Source organism: Pseudomonas sp. EA_65y_Pfl2_P78, from assembly GCF_963970495.1.
GTDB lineage: Bacteria > Pseudomonadota > Gammaproteobacteria > Pseudomonadales > Pseudomonadaceae > Aquipseudomonas > Aquipseudomonas baetica_A.
In genome coordinates this window covers 81,306-96,014 of record NZ_CAXAON010000004.1, presented here as the reverse complement: position 1 = coordinate 96,014, position 14,709 = coordinate 81,306, and the positions used below count along the sequence as shown (strand labels likewise).

The window sequence follows — 14,709 nt, the reverse complement described above, 5'->3', positions numbered from 1 at the left end:
AGCCCCACACAACAAAGGTGTCGCCGTGAACGATGTAAATGTGCAAGTCCGAGTCAAATCGCCTCCTTCTGAAATCTGGGAGATCTGGAGCAACTTCTCAGAAGCGCCGTTATGGGATACCGACGTCAGACATTGTGAACTCGATGGCCCGTTCCAGCCTGGAACGCGGGGCAAGTGCGTCCTCAAAAATGGCCTGAGCATGCCACTGAAACTGGAAGCGGTGCGGCTGCATGAAAGCTATCGGAACACGGCAAGACTGCTTTGGATCGACCTCGAGTTCGATCACCGGATGCACAGGCTTTCCCCGCATGAAACCCAGGTCACCCACAGCGCGAAGATCTCCGGCCCCTTCAGTTTTTTATACCGCGGGCTATTACGAAAGATGCTGACGGCAGCCATGACCACCGCACTGACCAACCTGCGCACCCTGGCGGAACAACGAGCTAAAGCGATGAACAACCTCGTGTTCGAAAAACCTGACGCGCATTGCCAGCACTAAAAAAATACCGGGAACGGGCGTGTTGAACGCTCTCGCCTGAGCAAGATTCGTCTACTTATCGATAACGGCACACTTCGGACCGAGCATGAACTTACTAAAAAACACTCAGTATCTCGTGATGGGCGTCATAGGCATGGGTTTCGTCAGCCCGGCATCCAGTTCCGCCGACACACTCGGCCCCTACATCAGTGTCATGGGCGGCCTGAACTGGGTTGCGCCGCAAAACCTTAATCAGAACAACCTCGATTTTGTCGAGATGCAGTTCAATCACCCCTTAAACTCCGGCTACGCCACGGGACTGGCATTGGGCTGGCGCTTCCCCGTCGGGCTCAGACCCGAGGTGGAACTCAGTTACCGCAAAAACACACTGACCCAATTCAATAACCGGGTCTACGAAGGCGGCGGGAGCATCCCGGGCAAAGGCAAAGAGGAAGTCACCAGCCTGATGGCCAACCTCTGGTATGACTTCCTGAACCTCCCGGCGCCCTTCCGTCGGTTCACGCCCTACATGGGTGGCGGCCTGGGCTACAGCACCGTATCAATCAGTGGCCTGGAAGCCGGCGGCGTCCACTTCGGCAATACTCACCGCGACAACGTGTCGGCCTATCAACTCGGAGCCGGGGTCAGTTTCGAGCTCACCGATCAATGGTCCACGTCCCTGGATTATCGATACCTCAAGACGCGCGATGCGCACTTCGGCGACATTCAGGGCCTGCCCCAAGGCGATGTGCGCACTGACTACAGCGCCCAGTCATTAATGCTCGGCCTGCATTATTGGTTCTAAGCGGTTAAATGCATCGACGCCCGGCACGGCGTCGCTATGACAAGCCTGAGGATTGAATAACGCCACTGCTGTTCCACGACGATATTCGGTGTCACTTCATTTCGTTGTCACAGTGCCTGTTGAAGTTGGCCAAATTTTCATGGCCAATCTCAAAGCAGATGTCTGCAGCCGACATCACTGTTTGCAACAACAGCCGGCCGGCGCGCTGAAGGCGTGCTGGCCAGCGTGTTCAAACATTAAAACCAGGTTTCCATTTGTATCCCGTATTGCCAAACACCTCCGGCGTTGAAGTCCGTCTTGCCGAAGTTGTCTGTGGAACTGTATCTGTCCAGATCCGAAGACCAGTTCATGAAACTGGCGAATACTCGTAATTCGGGACGTGTGAGAAGGTCTCCAACGTCAGGCTTGAAGGTCGGAGCGACCGTGAATTTCCAGAAGTTACCGTCGACCGCATTGCGTTGCCTGTAGCCCTTGGGGTCGAGGTCCATGGTTTGCCAGCTCATTTCGTAGGCCATCTCGAAATTGCTGTTGATTGCATTGGCCAAACGCACGTTCAGGGTCATCCAGCGGTAGTCGTCACCCTTGACGTATCTGTCCTTGCTCTGTTCGGCCAGCAAGCTGGGGCCGATACGCCAGCCGGGGGCAATGGGTGTCTCACCATAAAGCGCCAGGCGCAGAGCGCGGGCGTCGTCGATCAGTTCGCCATCCGAACCGATGTTCTTGACCTCTGCCCCCAAACCTTGTCCATAGAGCAGCGCCGTTTTGAAGAAGCCTTCCCGGCCGAAGAAGTTTTTCTGATGATTGGCCAACATGCTGTGCAAGCCGGAATCCGCAGGCGTCAGGCCTGCTTGATTGCTGCGATTGCCGAAGTCGTTTTTCTTTGAGCCAATGCCATTGAACATCCACTGCCACTGACCATTATCGAAGAACTGGTTGGAGGTCAGGATGTAGCTTTGCACATCGGCATTGACACCGCCCTCACTGAAATCCCCATAGCTACGCCCGATCAAAGAGTAGTTGGAGCGCCAGTTCTTGTTCATCTGCACATCGTAGATACCACCTCCGGTGCCGGCCAGATAGACCACGTCGGAGTCCAGCCAATGGATATCGAAGTTATCCCTGTCGAATCGTTTGCCTGCCCACAAGGTGGCGTTCTCGAACACTGAGTTGCCCTTGAAGGCGGCAAGATGATCGAGCTCGGTAAAGACCTGACGCACGTTCAGGTTGCTCTCGTCGGCCGTCCAGTCATTGGAGCTCTCCACACCATCGGCGATGGACACCGTGAATTTGGCGCGGGTGCCGTTCTGCGCATAGGTTTCTTTCGACAGGTCTATACGCATGTAGGTGTCGTCTTCGTTGCCGAGTCGCCCGACAGCACCACCAACTGAGCCGGCCGGCGTTGTATAAGGCCCGCCACGGCCTCCACCAAGCCCCTCGTCAATCAGCAATCCGGAGCGGGCATAGCCTTTGAAGCTGAACCCGTCTGTAAGGTGTCCAGTACTGCCCGTTTTTTCCATGCTGTCCTGACGGGCTTCGAGTTTTGCCAGCCGGGTATCCAAAGCAGGCGTCGAATGGGCGGCGGCAGTGGACGCAGCGGGCTGCAAAGCGGGAGTGGCGAGTTTGATTTGCTGCAGTTCCCTGGCGAGCGCCTGGGTTTGCTGTTCGGCTGCGGCTGCACGCTGTTCCGCTGCGCTGGCACGGGCTTCAAACGCGGCCATGCGCTCTTCCAGAGTCGCGGCCTGAGAGGTGGCCGCCGATGTGCCGAGCACGCCTGCGAGTAGCCAGCCTGATGCTTTCTGCATGTGGATTTCCCTGTTTTGTTTTTATTGTTTTGTTCCCGCGACCGGCCATTTTTCGTCAGTTGTGAATTGTCGCAATCGACGAAAAAAAGGATGCCCCATCGCAAATACGCTGCTACATTTGGCGATGTTAACGTTAACTTTTCTAAAAACAAAAATAAAGGGTGCTCAATGAAACATCTGAAATCTCTCCTGCCAGCCACACTGTTCGCCCTCTGTGCCGGGTTTCCATCCCTCTCGAACGCAGCCCATTTGACGATCTCGTGCGGTGCGGTGGGTGCGGAGTTACAACTCTGCAAGGAGGCTGTCGAGGCGTGGTCGAAACAGACCGGCAACAATGTAGAGGTGGTTTCCACGCCCAACTCGGCGACCGAGCGGTTGTCGTTCTACCAGCAGATCCTCAGCGCGCAGTCCGCCGACATCGACATCATTCAAATCGATATGGTGTGGCCGGGGATGCTGGCCAAACATCTGCTGGATCTGCGCGAGGTGCTTCCTGCCAACGCGACCCAGGGCTACTTCCAGGCACAGGTGGATAACGCCACGGTGAATGGACGGTTGGTGACGATGCCGTGGTTCACTGACTCGGGCCTGCTGTATTACCGCAAAGACTTGCTCGAAAAGTACCACCAGCCAGTTCCCCAGACCTGGCAAGAAATGACCGCGACCGCCAGAAGTATTCAACAGGCCGAACGCGCTGCCGGGAACCCCAATGCGTGGGGTTACATTTTTCAGGGGCGCGCCTACGAGGGCCTGACGTGCAATGCGCTGGAATGGATCAGCAGCCAACCGCAAGGCGGACTGGTCAATCCACGAGGCGACATCGTGGTCAACAGTCAGGCCTCGAAAACGGCTTTGACCCTGGCGAAAAGCTGGGTAGGAGACATCTCCCCGCGTGGCGTACTCAACTACACCGAGGAGGAAGGACGTGGCGTATTCCAATCGGGAAATGCGCTGTTCATGCGTAACTGGCCGTATGTCTGGGCCTTGGTACAAAGCCAGGACAGCGCCGTAAAAGACAAGGTTGGGGTCGCTCCCCTGCCCCGCGGCGGCGAAGCCGGCACACATGCCTCCACCCTCGGTGGCTGGGGCCTGGCGGTATCGCGCTACAGTGCCAACCCAAAACTTGCCGCAGAGCTGGTGAACTATCTGACCAGTGCCCAAGAGCAAAAACACCGTGCCCTGATTGGCGCCTATAACCCGGTTATCGAGTCGCTGTATCAAGACCCCGAATTGCTCGCGGCCATGCCTTATTACGCTCAGTTGCACAGCATTCTCAACGATGGGGTGATGCGCCCCGCCTCCATCACTGCCGATCGCTATCCACGGGTCTCCAATGCGTTCTTCGATCGAGTGCATGGCGTGCTGGCGGGCGAGTTGCCTGTCGATCAAGCGCTGGCCGAACTGGAAAGCGAACTCACGCGTATCAAACGCCGGAACTGGTAAGCCACAAGGAAGGAAATCACCATGTCAGCCTCCACTACACTCGCCCCCGGCGACGAAGAGCACCTGCTCACTCGGGAAACGCCGGTACAACGCCGTCGCGTTCGCGCCGCGTGGCTATTCCTGAGCCCGATGTTGCTGTGCCTGGCCCTGGTGGCGGCCTGGCCGCTGCTGCGCACATTCTGGTTCAGCCTGACCGACGCAAGCCTGGCCGAGACGGGCGATGCAACCTTTGTCGGCTTGAGCAATTATCTGTTTCACAGCAGTGCCGGCTGGTCGGGCATCCTGGTCGATCCGCAATGGTGGAATGCGGTGCGCAATACGTTGCATTTCACTGTGGTGTCGGTGGGACTGGAAGTCGTCCTGGGGCTGCTGGTGGCGTTGCTGTTGAACATCAAGTTCACCGGCCGTTCGCTGGTGCGTGCGTTGATTCTGATTCCCTGGGCGATTCCAACCATTGTCTCGGCGAAGATCTGGTCATGGATGCTTAACGACCAGTTCGGCATCATCAATCACCTGATGCTGAGCCTCGGCCTGATCGATGCGCCTCTGGCCTGGACAGCCGATGCAGATCTGTCGATGTGGGCGGTGATCATCGTCGACGTCTGGAAGACCGTGCCTTTTGTCACGCTGCTGATGCTCGCGGCCTTGCAGATGTTGCCGAGCGATTGTTACGAAGCCGCCAGGGTCGATGGCATTCATCCGCTGAAAGTGTTCTGGCGTGTCACGCTGCCACTGTTGATGCCTGCTCTGCTGGTGGCGGCCATCTTCCGCATCCTCGACTCCTTGCGGGTATTCGACGTCATCTATGTGCTGACCTCGAACTCATCAAGCACCATGAGCATGTCGGTCTATGCCCGCCAACACCTGGTGGAGTTTCAGGACGTCGGTTACGGCAGCGCCGCTTCGACCTTGCTGTTTCTGGTCGTAGCGGTAATCGCCATGGCTTACCTGTACCTCGGACGCCGTCAACTGGAGGTCCGCTCATGAGCCCGCGCCTGCTGAAAAAAACCCTGCTGCGTCTCGGGTTCTGGTGCCTGATCGGGGTGTTGCTGCTGTATGCGGTCTTCCCTTTCTACTACGCCATCGTGACGTCGCTGAAGCCGTCCAGCGCCTTGTTCGAGGTGAGCTACTGGATCGAAACTCCCGACTTCTCCAATTACACGACGGTACTCCACCAAGCCTCATTCCTGCGGGCGATTGGTAATTCGCTGGTGGTTGCGTTGTGCGTAGTGACACTGGCGCTGTTCCTCAGCCTGACCGCCGCCTATGCCTTGGGAAGGGTGAAATTCCGTGGACGTGGCACGGTATTGATGATGGTTCTGGGCGTGTCGATGTTTCCCCAAGTCGCCGTACTGTCGGGGCTGTTCGAAGTGATCCGCGCCCTGGGTCTGTACAACACGTCTTTGGCGTTGATCCTGAGCTACACGATTTTCACCCTGCCCTTCACCGTCTGGGTGCTCACCACGTTCATGGGCCAACTGCCCCATGAACTGGAAGAAGCGGCAATCATGGATGGCGCCTCGCCCTGGGTCACGCTGACCCGAGTGCTGTTGCCGTTGCTATGGCCCGCACTGGTCACCACGGGTTTGTTGGCCTTCATCGCCGCGTGGAACGAGTTCCTGTTTGCCCTGACCTTCACCCTCACCGACACCCAACGCACCGTGCCAGTCGCCATCGCTTTGATTTCCGGCGGCAGCCCCCATGAGTTGCCTTGGGGATTGTTGATGGCCGCCTCCGTGGTGGTCACCGTCCCACTGGTGATTCTGGTGCTGATCTTCCAGCGCCGAATCGTTTCCGGTCTCACTGCCGGCGCGTTAAAGGGTTGATGCCCAACAAAGACAAGGAACAGCATCGTGATCAAATTGAAACTGGACAACGTGAACAAACAACTGGGCGGCGTACGGATTCTGCGCGACGTCAGCCTGGAGATCGCGGCGGGTGAATTCGTGGTGTTCGTCGGCCCTTCGGGCTGCGGAAAGTCGACCCTGCTGCGATTGATCGCCGGACTGGATTCGATCTGCGGCGGCGACCTGCTGATCGACGGGCGACGGGTCAACGACCTGGAACCGCGCGAGCGAGGCGTCGGCATGGTATTTCAGTCTTATGCGCTGTACCCGCACATGAGCGTCTACGACAACATCAGCTTTGGTCTCAAACTGGCCAAGACTGAAAAGAGCAGCCTGCGCGAGCGCGTGCTGAAAACAGCGCAAATCCTGCAATTGGACAAACTGCTGCAACGCAAGCCAAAAGAACTGTCCGGTGGGCAGCGTCAGCGTGTGGCCATGGGCAGAGCCATGGCGCGCGAACCGGACATTTTGTTGTTCGATGAGCCGCTTTCGAATCTGGATGCATCCTTGCGGGTGCAGATGCGCAACGAAATCGCCCGGCTGCATGATCGACTGGCCTCGACCATGATCTACGTCACCCACGATCAAGTGGAAGCGATGACCCTGGCTGACAAAATTGTGGTGCTCAATGGCGGTCGCGTAGAACAGGTCGGTTCACCGCGCGAACTCTATGAGCGCCCGGCCAGTCGCTTTGTTGCCGGTTTTCTCGGTTCGCCAAAAATGAACTTCCTTGCGGCGCGCCTGCATGCGCCGGGCGAAACCAGCCTGATCGACACCGCCGTTTTGGGTATGACCGCCCTGCCCTTCGACAGCTCGAACCTGGCGGCGGGCACGCAGTTGAGCCTCGGAATTCGTCCGGAGCACGTCTCGCTCAAGGCGGCGGATGGAACCGCCGGCGTCGTCGTGACCGGGGTCGAATACCTGGGCAGCGAAACCTATGTGCACCTGGATACCGGTCAGGACGAGCCGCTGACCTGTCGTTGTGAGGTCAGCGCCGGTTGGCAGGTGGGCGATCGGGTCGAATTGCAACTGGACATCGACAACCTGCACCTGTTCGACGCCGACGGCGCAGCCTTGAAGCGCCATCCTCAAGCCACTGAAACCCTGCCCGACGGCGTCCCTCTGCGCCCGGTACGAGCACGCGCCCTATGACCTTGTCTTTGAAGACCCTGAGCGATCCAATGCCTTGCACCCTTGACCTTGCGCAGCGTGCGCTGAGTGATGGCCTGTCCCGCGTCATCCAGGATTATCGACCCGGTTATCATATTGCCCCCCCGGCAGGCTGGATGAACGACCCTAACGGGGTCGTGTACTTTCGGGGCGAATATCACGTTTTCTATCAACATAACCCCTTCGAAGCGAAATGGGGCCCGATGTATTGGGGTCATGCCAAGAGTGCCGATCTCGTTCATTGGCAGCACCTACCCATAGCGCTGGCACCGGGCGATGACTTCGACCGTGACGGATGTTTTTCCGGTAGCGCTGTGGTGTGCGCAGATACCCTGGCACTGATCTACACCGGACACACCTGGCTGGGGGAAGTGGGTGACGAGCGCTTGATCCGTCAAGTGCAGTGCCTGGCAACCAGCACCGATGGCATCCGGTTCGTCAAGCATGGCGCCGTCATCGAGACCGCGCCGCAAGACACGATCATGCACTTTCGTGACCCCAAGGTATGGAAGGAGGATGACTATTGGTACCTGATTGCCGGCGCACGCCTGGGCGATAGGCCGCTGCTCCCGCTGTACCGTTCCACGGATCTGCACGTTTGGGAGTTCCTTGACTATGTATCCAGCGGCAGCGAGGGCGATGGCTATATGTGGGAGTGCCCGGATCTGTTTCGACTGAACGGACGCGATGTGCTGCTGTACTCCCCCCAAGGCATGTCATCCCAAGGTTACGACCGACTCAACAAGTACCAGACCGGTTACCGAGTGGGCCGACTCGACAGCGACTGGCACTTCACTGGCGGGCCTTTTATCGAGCTGGATAACGGCCACGATTTCTATGCCGCGCAAACGCTATTGGCCGCCGATGGCCGGCGCCTCGTGTGGGCATGGCTCGACATGTGGGAAAGCCCGATGCCGAGCCAGGCCCATCACTGGTGCGGCATGCTCGGTTTGCCACGCGAACTTGAACTGTGCGCCGATCGCCTTTGCGTGTTTCCGGCACGGGAGCTCACCGCTCTGCGCACAGCGCCATTACCGGGCACGCTTTGGTGGGAGGAGTCGGGAGCCCGGTGGGTGCCAGAAGTGAATGGCGATATGCTCGAAATCCATGTGCATCTGGACTTGCTCGGCTGCACCGACGGCCACCTGGGCATCGCCTTGCGCTGCAGCGTCGATGGCCAGGAAGAAACGCGGCTCTACTACGATGCGTCACTGCAGCGTCTGGTGCTTGACCGTAGCCGCTCGGGTACGCAAGTCACAGGTCAACGCAGCGTGTCGATAGACCCGACACAAGCGCGACTGGAACTACGGGTGTTCCTCGATCGCTCATCGATTGAGGTGTTCGACGAAAACGGGCGCTTCAGCCTCAGCAGTCGCCTCTACCCAAAGCCCGACAGTCTTGGCGTGAAGCTTCTTGCAAGCGGCAGTGGCGGGCGCGTCTCGATTACCAGGGCATGGCCTCTCGCCTCGGGATGGCTATGAGCAGCGTCACTCGAGTCGCGAGAAGCGCGGGCGATGTGTCATGATTCTGCGTCAATCTGATCGGTTTCGCCTGACATGACTTCAGTGAAAGACGTTGCACTGCTGGCCGGCGTGTCCCTGATGACGGTTTCTCGAGCGCTCAACAACCCGGAAAAACTGAGCCCCGAAACCCTTCTGCGGGTGCGTCGCGCCATCGATGAACTGCAATTCGTACCGAGCTTGTCGGCGCGCAAAATGCGCGGCGACAACCTCCAGTCGCGAACCATCGGTGTGTTCGCGCTGGACACCGCGACCACACCGTTTGCCGTCGAGTTGCTGCTGTCCATTGAACAGACCGCGCAGCAGGCGGGCTGGAATGTGTTCATCCTCAACCTGTTGAGCAACCCACCCACCGACCAAAACATCGACCTGATGTTGTCGCACCGTCCCGACGGGCTGATCTTCAGCGCCATGGGCTTTCGCCAGGTGTGCATTCCCGAGCGTTTGAAGAGCAAACCACTGGTACTTGCCAATTGCCTGGCGGATGACAGTCGCCTGGTGAGTTATGTGCCCGACGACGAAACGGGGCAGTATCGCGCTGTACATCACGCATTGAGCCAAGGCTATCGGCGCCCTCTGTGTATCAATCTGCCAAAACAGAGTCTGGCCTGGGACCTGCGACAAAAAGGCTTGCAGCGTGCCTGCCAGGCATTTGGCCTTGCGCCTGACGCAGTCCTGCAATACGACCTTTGCGATCATGATGCCTATGGTGAAGCCGCCGCCATCCTCGACCGGCACATCATTGAGGGTCGTCCCCAGTTCGACATTCTGATCTGTGGCAACGACCGCATTGCCTTTTGTGCCTATCAGTTACTGTTGGGCCGTGGCCTGAAAATTCCCGACGATGTCGCCGTTCTCGGCTACGACAACATGATCGGTATTGCTGAGCTGTTCATCCCGCCGCTGACCACAGTGCAACTGCCGTACTACGAGATCGGTCGCAAGGCTGCCCGGCACCTGATCGAGTCCCTCGACGAATCGGGAGCCCAGCCAGTTGATTGTCCATTGGTGATCAGGGCATCACTATAAGCATTAGGTGATAGCACACCCGCTTGCTTTCGATTGGCCATTCGTCTGTCACGTCCCCATCGGTGTTCAGCCTTCGGCGAACTCGCGCAGCACCTTGCCATCCATGCGATACCTCACCCATTCTTCCTGTGGTTGGGCGCCGAGGGATTTGTAGAAGTCGATGGCCGGGGTGTTCCAGTCGAGCACGCTCCATTCGAAGCGGCCGCAGTCGTTGTCGCAGGCGATTTTTGCCAGATGGCGCAACAGGGTTTTGCCGGCGCCGCCACCGCGTTGTTCCGGGGTGATATAGAGGTCTTCGAGGTACAGGCAGTTGCTGCCCAGCCAGGTCGAATAGCTGAAAAAGAACACGGCGAAACCGATGGGCAGGCTGTCGCGCAGGCAAATCAGCCCATGGGCGGTGGCGCCTTCGCCGAACAGGCTGCGTTCGATGTCGACGACGCTGGCGATGACTTCGTGGCGGGCCTTTTCGAAATCTGCCAGTTCGGTGATGAAGGCGAGGATCTGCGGTGCATCGCTGGGGGTCGCCGGGCGGATTTCGATCGACATGGACGGGCCTTGTTGGAAATTGGAAAGCGCCATACTAAGGCGCGACGGAGCGCTCGTCACATGGCAATTCAACGCTTGACCTTGGCAGGGCCGGGCAGCTGATGATTTAGCGCCGCGCCCACAACAATAGCGCTCACCTCAAAGGATGCTAATGAACCCTAACGCTTTTGTACCACTGGCGACGTTGGCAACGGATCTACTGCCCCACGCCCTTGAGCCTTCAGACGACGGTGCTCACGACCTCGCGCACCTGCAGCGGGTCTGGCACAACGTGCGTACGTTGCAGGCCGAGGAAGGCGGGGATCTTGAAATAATGCTGGCCGCGGCGCTGTTGCACGATTGCGTGGCCATCGAAAAGAACTCGCCGCAGCGCTCGCAGGCCTCGCGTCTGGCGGCGGAAAAAGCGTCAACGGTGCTGGCAGAACTGAACTGGCCGTCAGCAAAAATCGCCGCGGTTGCCCACGCCATTGAGGCGCACAGTTTTTCCGCCAACATCGCCGCGCTTACCCTCGAAGCAAAAATCGTCCAGGACGCCGACCGTCTCGATTCGCTGGGCATGCTCGGCGTCGCTCGCACGTTCTATGTCGCCGGGCGCATGGGCTCGGCGCTTTACGACCCGCTAGATCCCGAAGCGAAACAACGCAACTACGACGACACACGCTTCTGCCTCGATCATTTCCAGACCAAACTGCTGCACCTCGCCGACGGTTTCCAGACCGCAGCCGGTCAGCGTCTGGCGCTGATCCGTCATCAACGCCTTAAGGGTTTCATGGAGCAATTGAAGGAAGAAATCGGCGTCGCCTGAGTGCAATCGCGCTCGACCGTTCGTCGCTCATCAGGCACCAATCCGATTCGAGGGCAGACCAACGACAGGTAAGGATTTCAATCACTGGAGAAGCCCTATGATCCCGTCAAGGTTGACCGCCCTCGTATTCACCGCCCTGCTCTGCCCCGCGGCATTCGCCGCCACCGCTACAGGAACCGGCCCGACCGATCCGGTCGAACACCCCAAAGCCCCCGCCATCCAGAGTACCCCCGGCATGAATACCGATGGTTCGGGCGTCAACGTTGCTCCGCCAGCCACCGGCACCGACCCGCGCACCCAGGGTAACGATCCTGGACGTCAGGGCGGAACGTCCGGCAACCCGGTGCCACCTGTGAACTCAGGTGCCGGCGCGAGTTCGAAAACCACCACCGGTGGTTCGGGCTCCGAGGGTTCCAGCCAGTAGTTCGCCGACGCGAGCGTCCTATTCACATCCATGAAGAGGTAACCATGAACGTCGATAAAAACCTGGAAAAAGAAGTCCTCACTCGCCTGCTGCACGCCCACCCAAGTGGCTTGGGCAAAGAGGTGCTGGACAATTATCGCGGGGAGAAAGTCGTGGCCAGTGCCCTCGCCGCTTTGCAGGATCGCGGGCTGATTCACCATGGTCATGTGACGTGCAACGAGGCTGGCGAACATTCGCTGCACCTGCCGATCAAGCTCAGTGCCGCCGGGGTTGAAGCGGCGCGCAAGCTGGATCTGCAGTAGTCGCCGGGCCGTTCGCCGCACGTGCGGCGGACGGCCGAATCAGCCTGCGCTGATCAACGCATCCACCTCAGCACTCTGCGGCGCGGTTGCCGGCCCCCAACGAGTCACCGCCAATGCGGCGGCCGCATTCGCCCGCCGTGCGGCGTCAAATGCCGAAAGCCCCTGCGCCAACCCGGCCACAAAGACCCCGGCATGGGCATCCCCGGCACCATTGCTGTCCACCGCATTCACGGCAAACCCAGGGACATGACGACGCTCGCCAGCCTGCTGAAACCAGCACCCTTGCGGCCCGTCGCGCACCACCATCAGCACCTCGCTGGGCAGGAATTCTGCGAGGCGATCAAGCGCAACAGAAATCTCTTCAGCCCCGGTAAAGCGCCGCGCTTCGAGGCTGTTGCTGGTCCACACGTCGATGCGCGGCAACAACGCCTGCATCAGCGGCGAGTCCGGCGATTCGACGAGCGGCCCCGGATCGAACACCACACTGATCGACGCCGGCAATGCCAGCGTCCAGTCGAGCAAGGCTTGGGCCTTGCCTTCGTGCAGCAGGCTGTAGCCGCTGAGATAGACGTAATCGCCCGCCTCGGCCGCCACGCTGTTCAAATCGGCCTCGGTCACCTCACCCTCAGCACCGATGTAGGAAATGAAACTGCGCTCGGCCGAAGCATCAGTCAGCGCCACACACAAACCGGTGTCGCGTTGCGCCGGTGCGCTGATGCCGATGTGAATGCCTTCAGCGTTCATCGCATCACGCGCCAGATCGCCGAAACGCCCGGTGCCGTGACGACCGAGATAGACAACCGGCAGACCATTACGCACAGCCGCCGCCATCACATTGAAGCCGCCGCCGGCCTCGAAACCGGCAGACTGGGCCAGCACGTCACCGCCGACTTGCGGCAGTTTTTCCACGGCCATGACCAGGTCGATGATGACCTGGCCGGTGTGCAACATCTTAGGCATGAGCATTCTCGACTAGCGCGGCGCGGCGATCTTTCGCCCCGCCGAGCAGGAAGTAAATGCCACCGGCCACCACGAACGTCACGATCCAGCCGAGACCGTTGTGGCCCAGCCACGAATCGGACAGGAAGCCCTTGAACCAGACGTTTTCGGCGGTGGTGCCAATGGTGGTGAAACTGAAACCCAGCACGATGGCCATCGCCCACGCCCCGAATGCGCGCCACTCGATCCCACCTTGATACCAGTAGGCGCTGCTCGGGCTGACGTCGAGCAGGTCTTGGGGGCTGTAGTAATGACGATGGATCAGGTCGACCACAAAGATCCCGACCCACGCGGTGATCGGCACCGCCAGCAGGGAAATGAAGGTGATGAACGGGCCGTAGAAACTGTCAGCGATCAGCATGAAGTAAATCGAACCGGCGAAGATTGCGACGATGTCGACCACCACTGCGTAGACGCGTTTGACCTTCAGGCCCAGGGTCAGCGTGGTCAATCCGGCGGAGTACACCGACAGGTTGTTCGACAGCAGCAGGCCACCGAATGCGGTGATCAGGTACGGCACCGCCATCCAGGTCGGCAGCATGTCGCGGATCGCCACGATCGGGTCAGTCGCCGATGCCAGGTCGTTATTGCCCACCGACAACAGCCCGCCGAGGGTGATCAGCAACACCAGCGGAATCCCCGCACCGAACGCCGCCGACGCCACAAGACGCACGGCGTTGACGCTGCGATGCTGATAGCGCGACATGTCGGCGCCGGCATTGGCCCAGCCGATCCCGGTGCCGGCGGCCATGGTACCGATACCGATCATCATGGCGCTCATCGGCGCTGGCGTGGCGTTGAACACCGCGCTCCAGTCGATGGTGGCGCAAAGGAAACCGCCGACCAGAATATTCAGCGCGCCGAACACGTAGGTCGCCCACTTCTGGATGACCAGCAAGGTGGCGTGGCCAAGACCGGAAACCGACAGAGTCAGCAGCACGAAAATCGCGATGAAGATCAACGTCAGCAGCGGGGCACTTTTTGCCTCGACCGGCGAGCCGAACAGGATCGAACACAGCGACAGCAGCACGAATGCGGCGGTGGTGGTGTTGACGGTTTCCCAACCCAGACGCGACATCAGCGAGACCAGGGTCGGGCCGATGTTGCCGCGCACACCGAAGATCGCCCGCGACAAGGTCAGGCTCGGCGCGCGGCCACGACGACCGGCAATGGAGATGATCCCGACCACCGCAAACGAACCGGCGGCACCGATGATCGCGACGATGATCGCCTGCCAGATCGCCAACCCGCGAAATGCCACCAGCGTCGCGCCCAGCGGCAAGCCGAGAATGGAAATGTTGGCCGCGAACCAGACCCAGAACAATTGCAGCGGGTGGCCGTTGCACTCGGCTTCCGGGACCGGTTCGATGCCGCGTGTTTCCAGTTGCCCGGCGCTTTGCCCGACGTTTGATGAACTCATGAAAGTGCTCCTGTTTGCCTTTTTTGTGGTTGTGGCAATGACGCGAAACAACTAGACATCCCCGGCCGTCCTGGGCCTGTCCGTGCGATCCATTGCGGGTTGAAAATTCAAGAATGCGG

At 59.4% G+C, this 14,709-nt stretch carries 15 protein-coding genes; 11 read left to right on the top strand and 4 right to left on the bottom strand.

Features of this window, described 5'->3' with window-relative positions; all coding sequences use genetic code 11:
* The first annotated feature begins 25 nt into the window (after positions 1-25).
* Entirely contained in the window at positions 26-499 is a 474-nt protein-coding gene (locus AACY02_RS05570) for an SRPBCC family protein (RefSeq protein WP_339431100.1), read from the top strand.
* Positions 500-584: 85 nt separating this feature from the next.
* Positions 585-1,283 carry an outer membrane protein gene (locus AACY02_RS05565; RefSeq protein WP_339431099.1) on the top strand — a complete coding sequence of 233 codons (699 nt, stop codon included), beginning with the start codon at positions 585-587 and terminating at the stop codon, positions 1,281-1,283.
* A 236-nt stretch (positions 1,284-1,519) separates the two neighbouring features.
* Here the strand turns inward: AACY02_RS05565 and AACY02_RS05555 are convergent, their stop codons facing one another.
* A complete protein-coding gene (locus tag AACY02_RS05555) occupies positions 1,520-3,085 on the bottom strand; it encodes a carbohydrate porin (RefSeq protein WP_339431098.1) in 1,566 nt (521 codons plus the stop codon).
* Between the two features lie 168 nt (positions 3,086-3,253).
* On the opposite strand from AACY02_RS05555, the gene AACY02_RS05550 reads away from it, so the two are divergent.
* From AACY02_RS05550 to AACY02_RS05525, 6 genes are all read left to right on the top strand, one after another.
* Positions 3,254-4,528, top strand: a complete 1,275-nt coding sequence (locus AACY02_RS05550) for an ABC transporter substrate-binding protein (protein WP_339431097.1) — start codon at positions 3,254-3,256, stop codon at positions 4,526-4,528.
* A 21-nt stretch (positions 4,529-4,549) separates the two neighbouring features.
* Complete coding sequence (locus AACY02_RS05545; RefSeq protein WP_339431096.1) at positions 4,550-5,515, top strand: carbohydrate ABC transporter permease; 966 nt, start codon at positions 4,550-4,552, stop codon at positions 5,513-5,515.
* On the top strand, positions 5,512-6,354 hold the full coding sequence (locus tag AACY02_RS05540) for a carbohydrate ABC transporter permease (protein WP_339431095.1): 843 nt from the start codon (positions 5,512-5,514) through the stop codon (positions 6,352-6,354). Before AACY02_RS05545 ends, AACY02_RS05540 begins: the two co-directional genes overlap by 4 nt.
* A gap of 27 nt (positions 6,355-6,381) precedes the next feature.
* Complete coding sequence (locus AACY02_RS05535; RefSeq protein WP_339431094.1) at positions 6,382-7,527, top strand: ABC transporter ATP-binding protein; 1,146 nt, start codon at positions 6,382-6,384, stop codon at positions 7,525-7,527.
* Between the two features lie 29 nt (positions 7,528-7,556).
* The gene (locus tag AACY02_RS05530) at positions 7,557-9,026 is read left to right on the top strand and encodes a glycoside hydrolase family 32 protein (protein ID WP_445261471.1); all 1,470 of its coding nucleotides are present in this window, start codon (positions 7,557-7,559) and stop codon (positions 9,024-9,026) included.
* A 75-nt stretch (positions 9,027-9,101) separates the two neighbouring features.
* Positions 9,102-10,094, top strand: coding sequence for a LacI family DNA-binding transcriptional regulator (locus AACY02_RS05525; protein ID WP_339431092.1), 993 nt, complete (start codon positions 9,102-9,104; stop codon positions 10,092-10,094).
* A 66-nt stretch (positions 10,095-10,160) separates the two neighbouring features.
* Here the strand turns inward: AACY02_RS05525 and AACY02_RS05520 are convergent, their stop codons facing one another.
* Positions 10,161-10,640 carry a GNAT family N-acetyltransferase gene (locus AACY02_RS05520; RefSeq protein WP_339431091.1) on the bottom strand — a complete coding sequence of 160 codons (480 nt, stop codon included), beginning with the start codon at positions 10,638-10,640 and terminating at the stop codon, positions 10,161-10,163.
* 151 nt (positions 10,641-10,791) lie between these two features.
* Here AACY02_RS05520 and AACY02_RS05515 point away from each other — a divergent pair, with 151 nt between their 5' ends.
* From AACY02_RS05515 to AACY02_RS05505, 3 genes are all read left to right on the top strand, one after another.
* Positions 10,792-11,445 (top strand): HD domain-containing protein, encoded by a 654-nt coding sequence (locus tag AACY02_RS05515; RefSeq protein WP_339431090.1) that lies wholly within the window; start codon positions 10,792-10,794, stop codon positions 11,443-11,445.
* Between the two features lie 97 nt (positions 11,446-11,542).
* Positions 11,543-11,869 carry a hypothetical protein gene (locus AACY02_RS05510; RefSeq protein WP_339431089.1) on the top strand — a complete coding sequence of 109 codons (327 nt, stop codon included), beginning with the start codon at positions 11,543-11,545 and terminating at the stop codon, positions 11,867-11,869.
* A gap of 44 nt (positions 11,870-11,913) precedes the next feature.
* Positions 11,914-12,171: a hypothetical protein gene (locus tag AACY02_RS05505; protein ID WP_221729325.1), complete on the top strand. Its 258-nt coding sequence runs from the start codon at positions 11,914-11,916 to the stop codon at positions 12,169-12,171.
* Between the two features lie 39 nt (positions 12,172-12,210).
* Here the strand turns inward: AACY02_RS05505 and AACY02_RS05500 are convergent, their stop codons facing one another.
* Together AACY02_RS05500 and AACY02_RS05495 are read right to left on the bottom strand one after the other, a co-directional pair.
* Complete coding sequence (locus AACY02_RS05500; RefSeq protein ID WP_339431088.1) at positions 12,211-13,131, bottom strand: PfkB family carbohydrate kinase; 921 nt, start codon at positions 13,129-13,131, stop codon at positions 12,211-12,213.
* Entirely contained in the window at positions 13,124-14,590 is a 1,467-nt protein-coding gene (locus tag AACY02_RS05495; protein WP_339431087.1) for a purine-cytosine permease family protein, read from the bottom strand. Before AACY02_RS05495 ends, AACY02_RS05500 begins: the two co-directional genes overlap by 8 nt.
* Positions 14,591-14,709 lie beyond the last annotated feature (119 nt).

What these genes read in the sequence shown, in the direction of transcription:
- AACY02_RS05545 (WP_339431096.1), top strand. Translation starts at nt 4,550, where the DNA reads ATGTCAGCCTCCACTACACTCGCCCCCGGCGACGAAGAGCACCTGCTC.
- AACY02_RS05510 (WP_339431089.1), top strand. Translation starts at nt 11,543, where the DNA reads ATGATCCCGTCAAGGTTGACCGCCCTCGTATTCACCGCCCTGCTCTGC.
- AACY02_RS05555 (WP_339431098.1), bottom strand. Translation starts at nt 3,085, where the DNA reads ATGCAGAAAGCATCAGGCTGGCTACTCGCAGGCGTGCTCGGCACATCG.
- AACY02_RS05505 (WP_221729325.1), top strand. Translation starts at nt 11,914, where the DNA reads ATGAACGTCGATAAAAACCTGGAAAAAGAAGTCCTCACTCGCCTGCTG.
- AACY02_RS05525 (WP_339431092.1), top strand. Translation starts at nt 9,102, where the DNA reads ATGACTTCAGTGAAAGACGTTGCACTGCTGGCCGGCGTGTCCCTGATG.
- AACY02_RS05550 (WP_339431097.1), top strand. Translation starts at nt 3,254, where the DNA reads ATGAAACATCTGAAATCTCTCCTGCCAGCCACACTGTTCGCCCTCTGT.
- AACY02_RS05520 (WP_339431091.1), bottom strand. Translation starts at nt 10,640, where the DNA reads ATGTCGATCGAAATCCGCCCGGCGACCCCCAGCGATGCACCGCAGATC.
- AACY02_RS05540 (WP_339431095.1), top strand. Translation starts at nt 5,512, where the DNA reads ATGAGCCCGCGCCTGCTGAAAAAAACCCTGCTGCGTCTCGGGTTCTGG.
- AACY02_RS05565 (WP_339431099.1), top strand. Translation starts at nt 585, where the DNA reads ATGAACTTACTAAAAAACACTCAGTATCTCGTGATGGGCGTCATAGGC.
- AACY02_RS05500 (WP_339431088.1), bottom strand. Translation starts at nt 13,131, where the DNA reads ATGCCTAAGATGTTGCACACCGGCCAGGTCATCATCGACCTGGTCATG.
- AACY02_RS05495 (WP_339431087.1), bottom strand. Translation starts at nt 14,590, where the DNA reads ATGAGTTCATCAAACGTCGGGCAAAGCGCCGGGCAACTGGAAACACGC.
- AACY02_RS05530 (WP_445261471.1), top strand. Translation starts at nt 7,557, where the DNA reads ATGCCTTGCACCCTTGACCTTGCGCAGCGTGCGCTGAGTGATGGCCTG.
- AACY02_RS05515 (WP_339431090.1), top strand. Translation starts at nt 10,792, where the DNA reads ATGAACCCTAACGCTTTTGTACCACTGGCGACGTTGGCAACGGATCTA.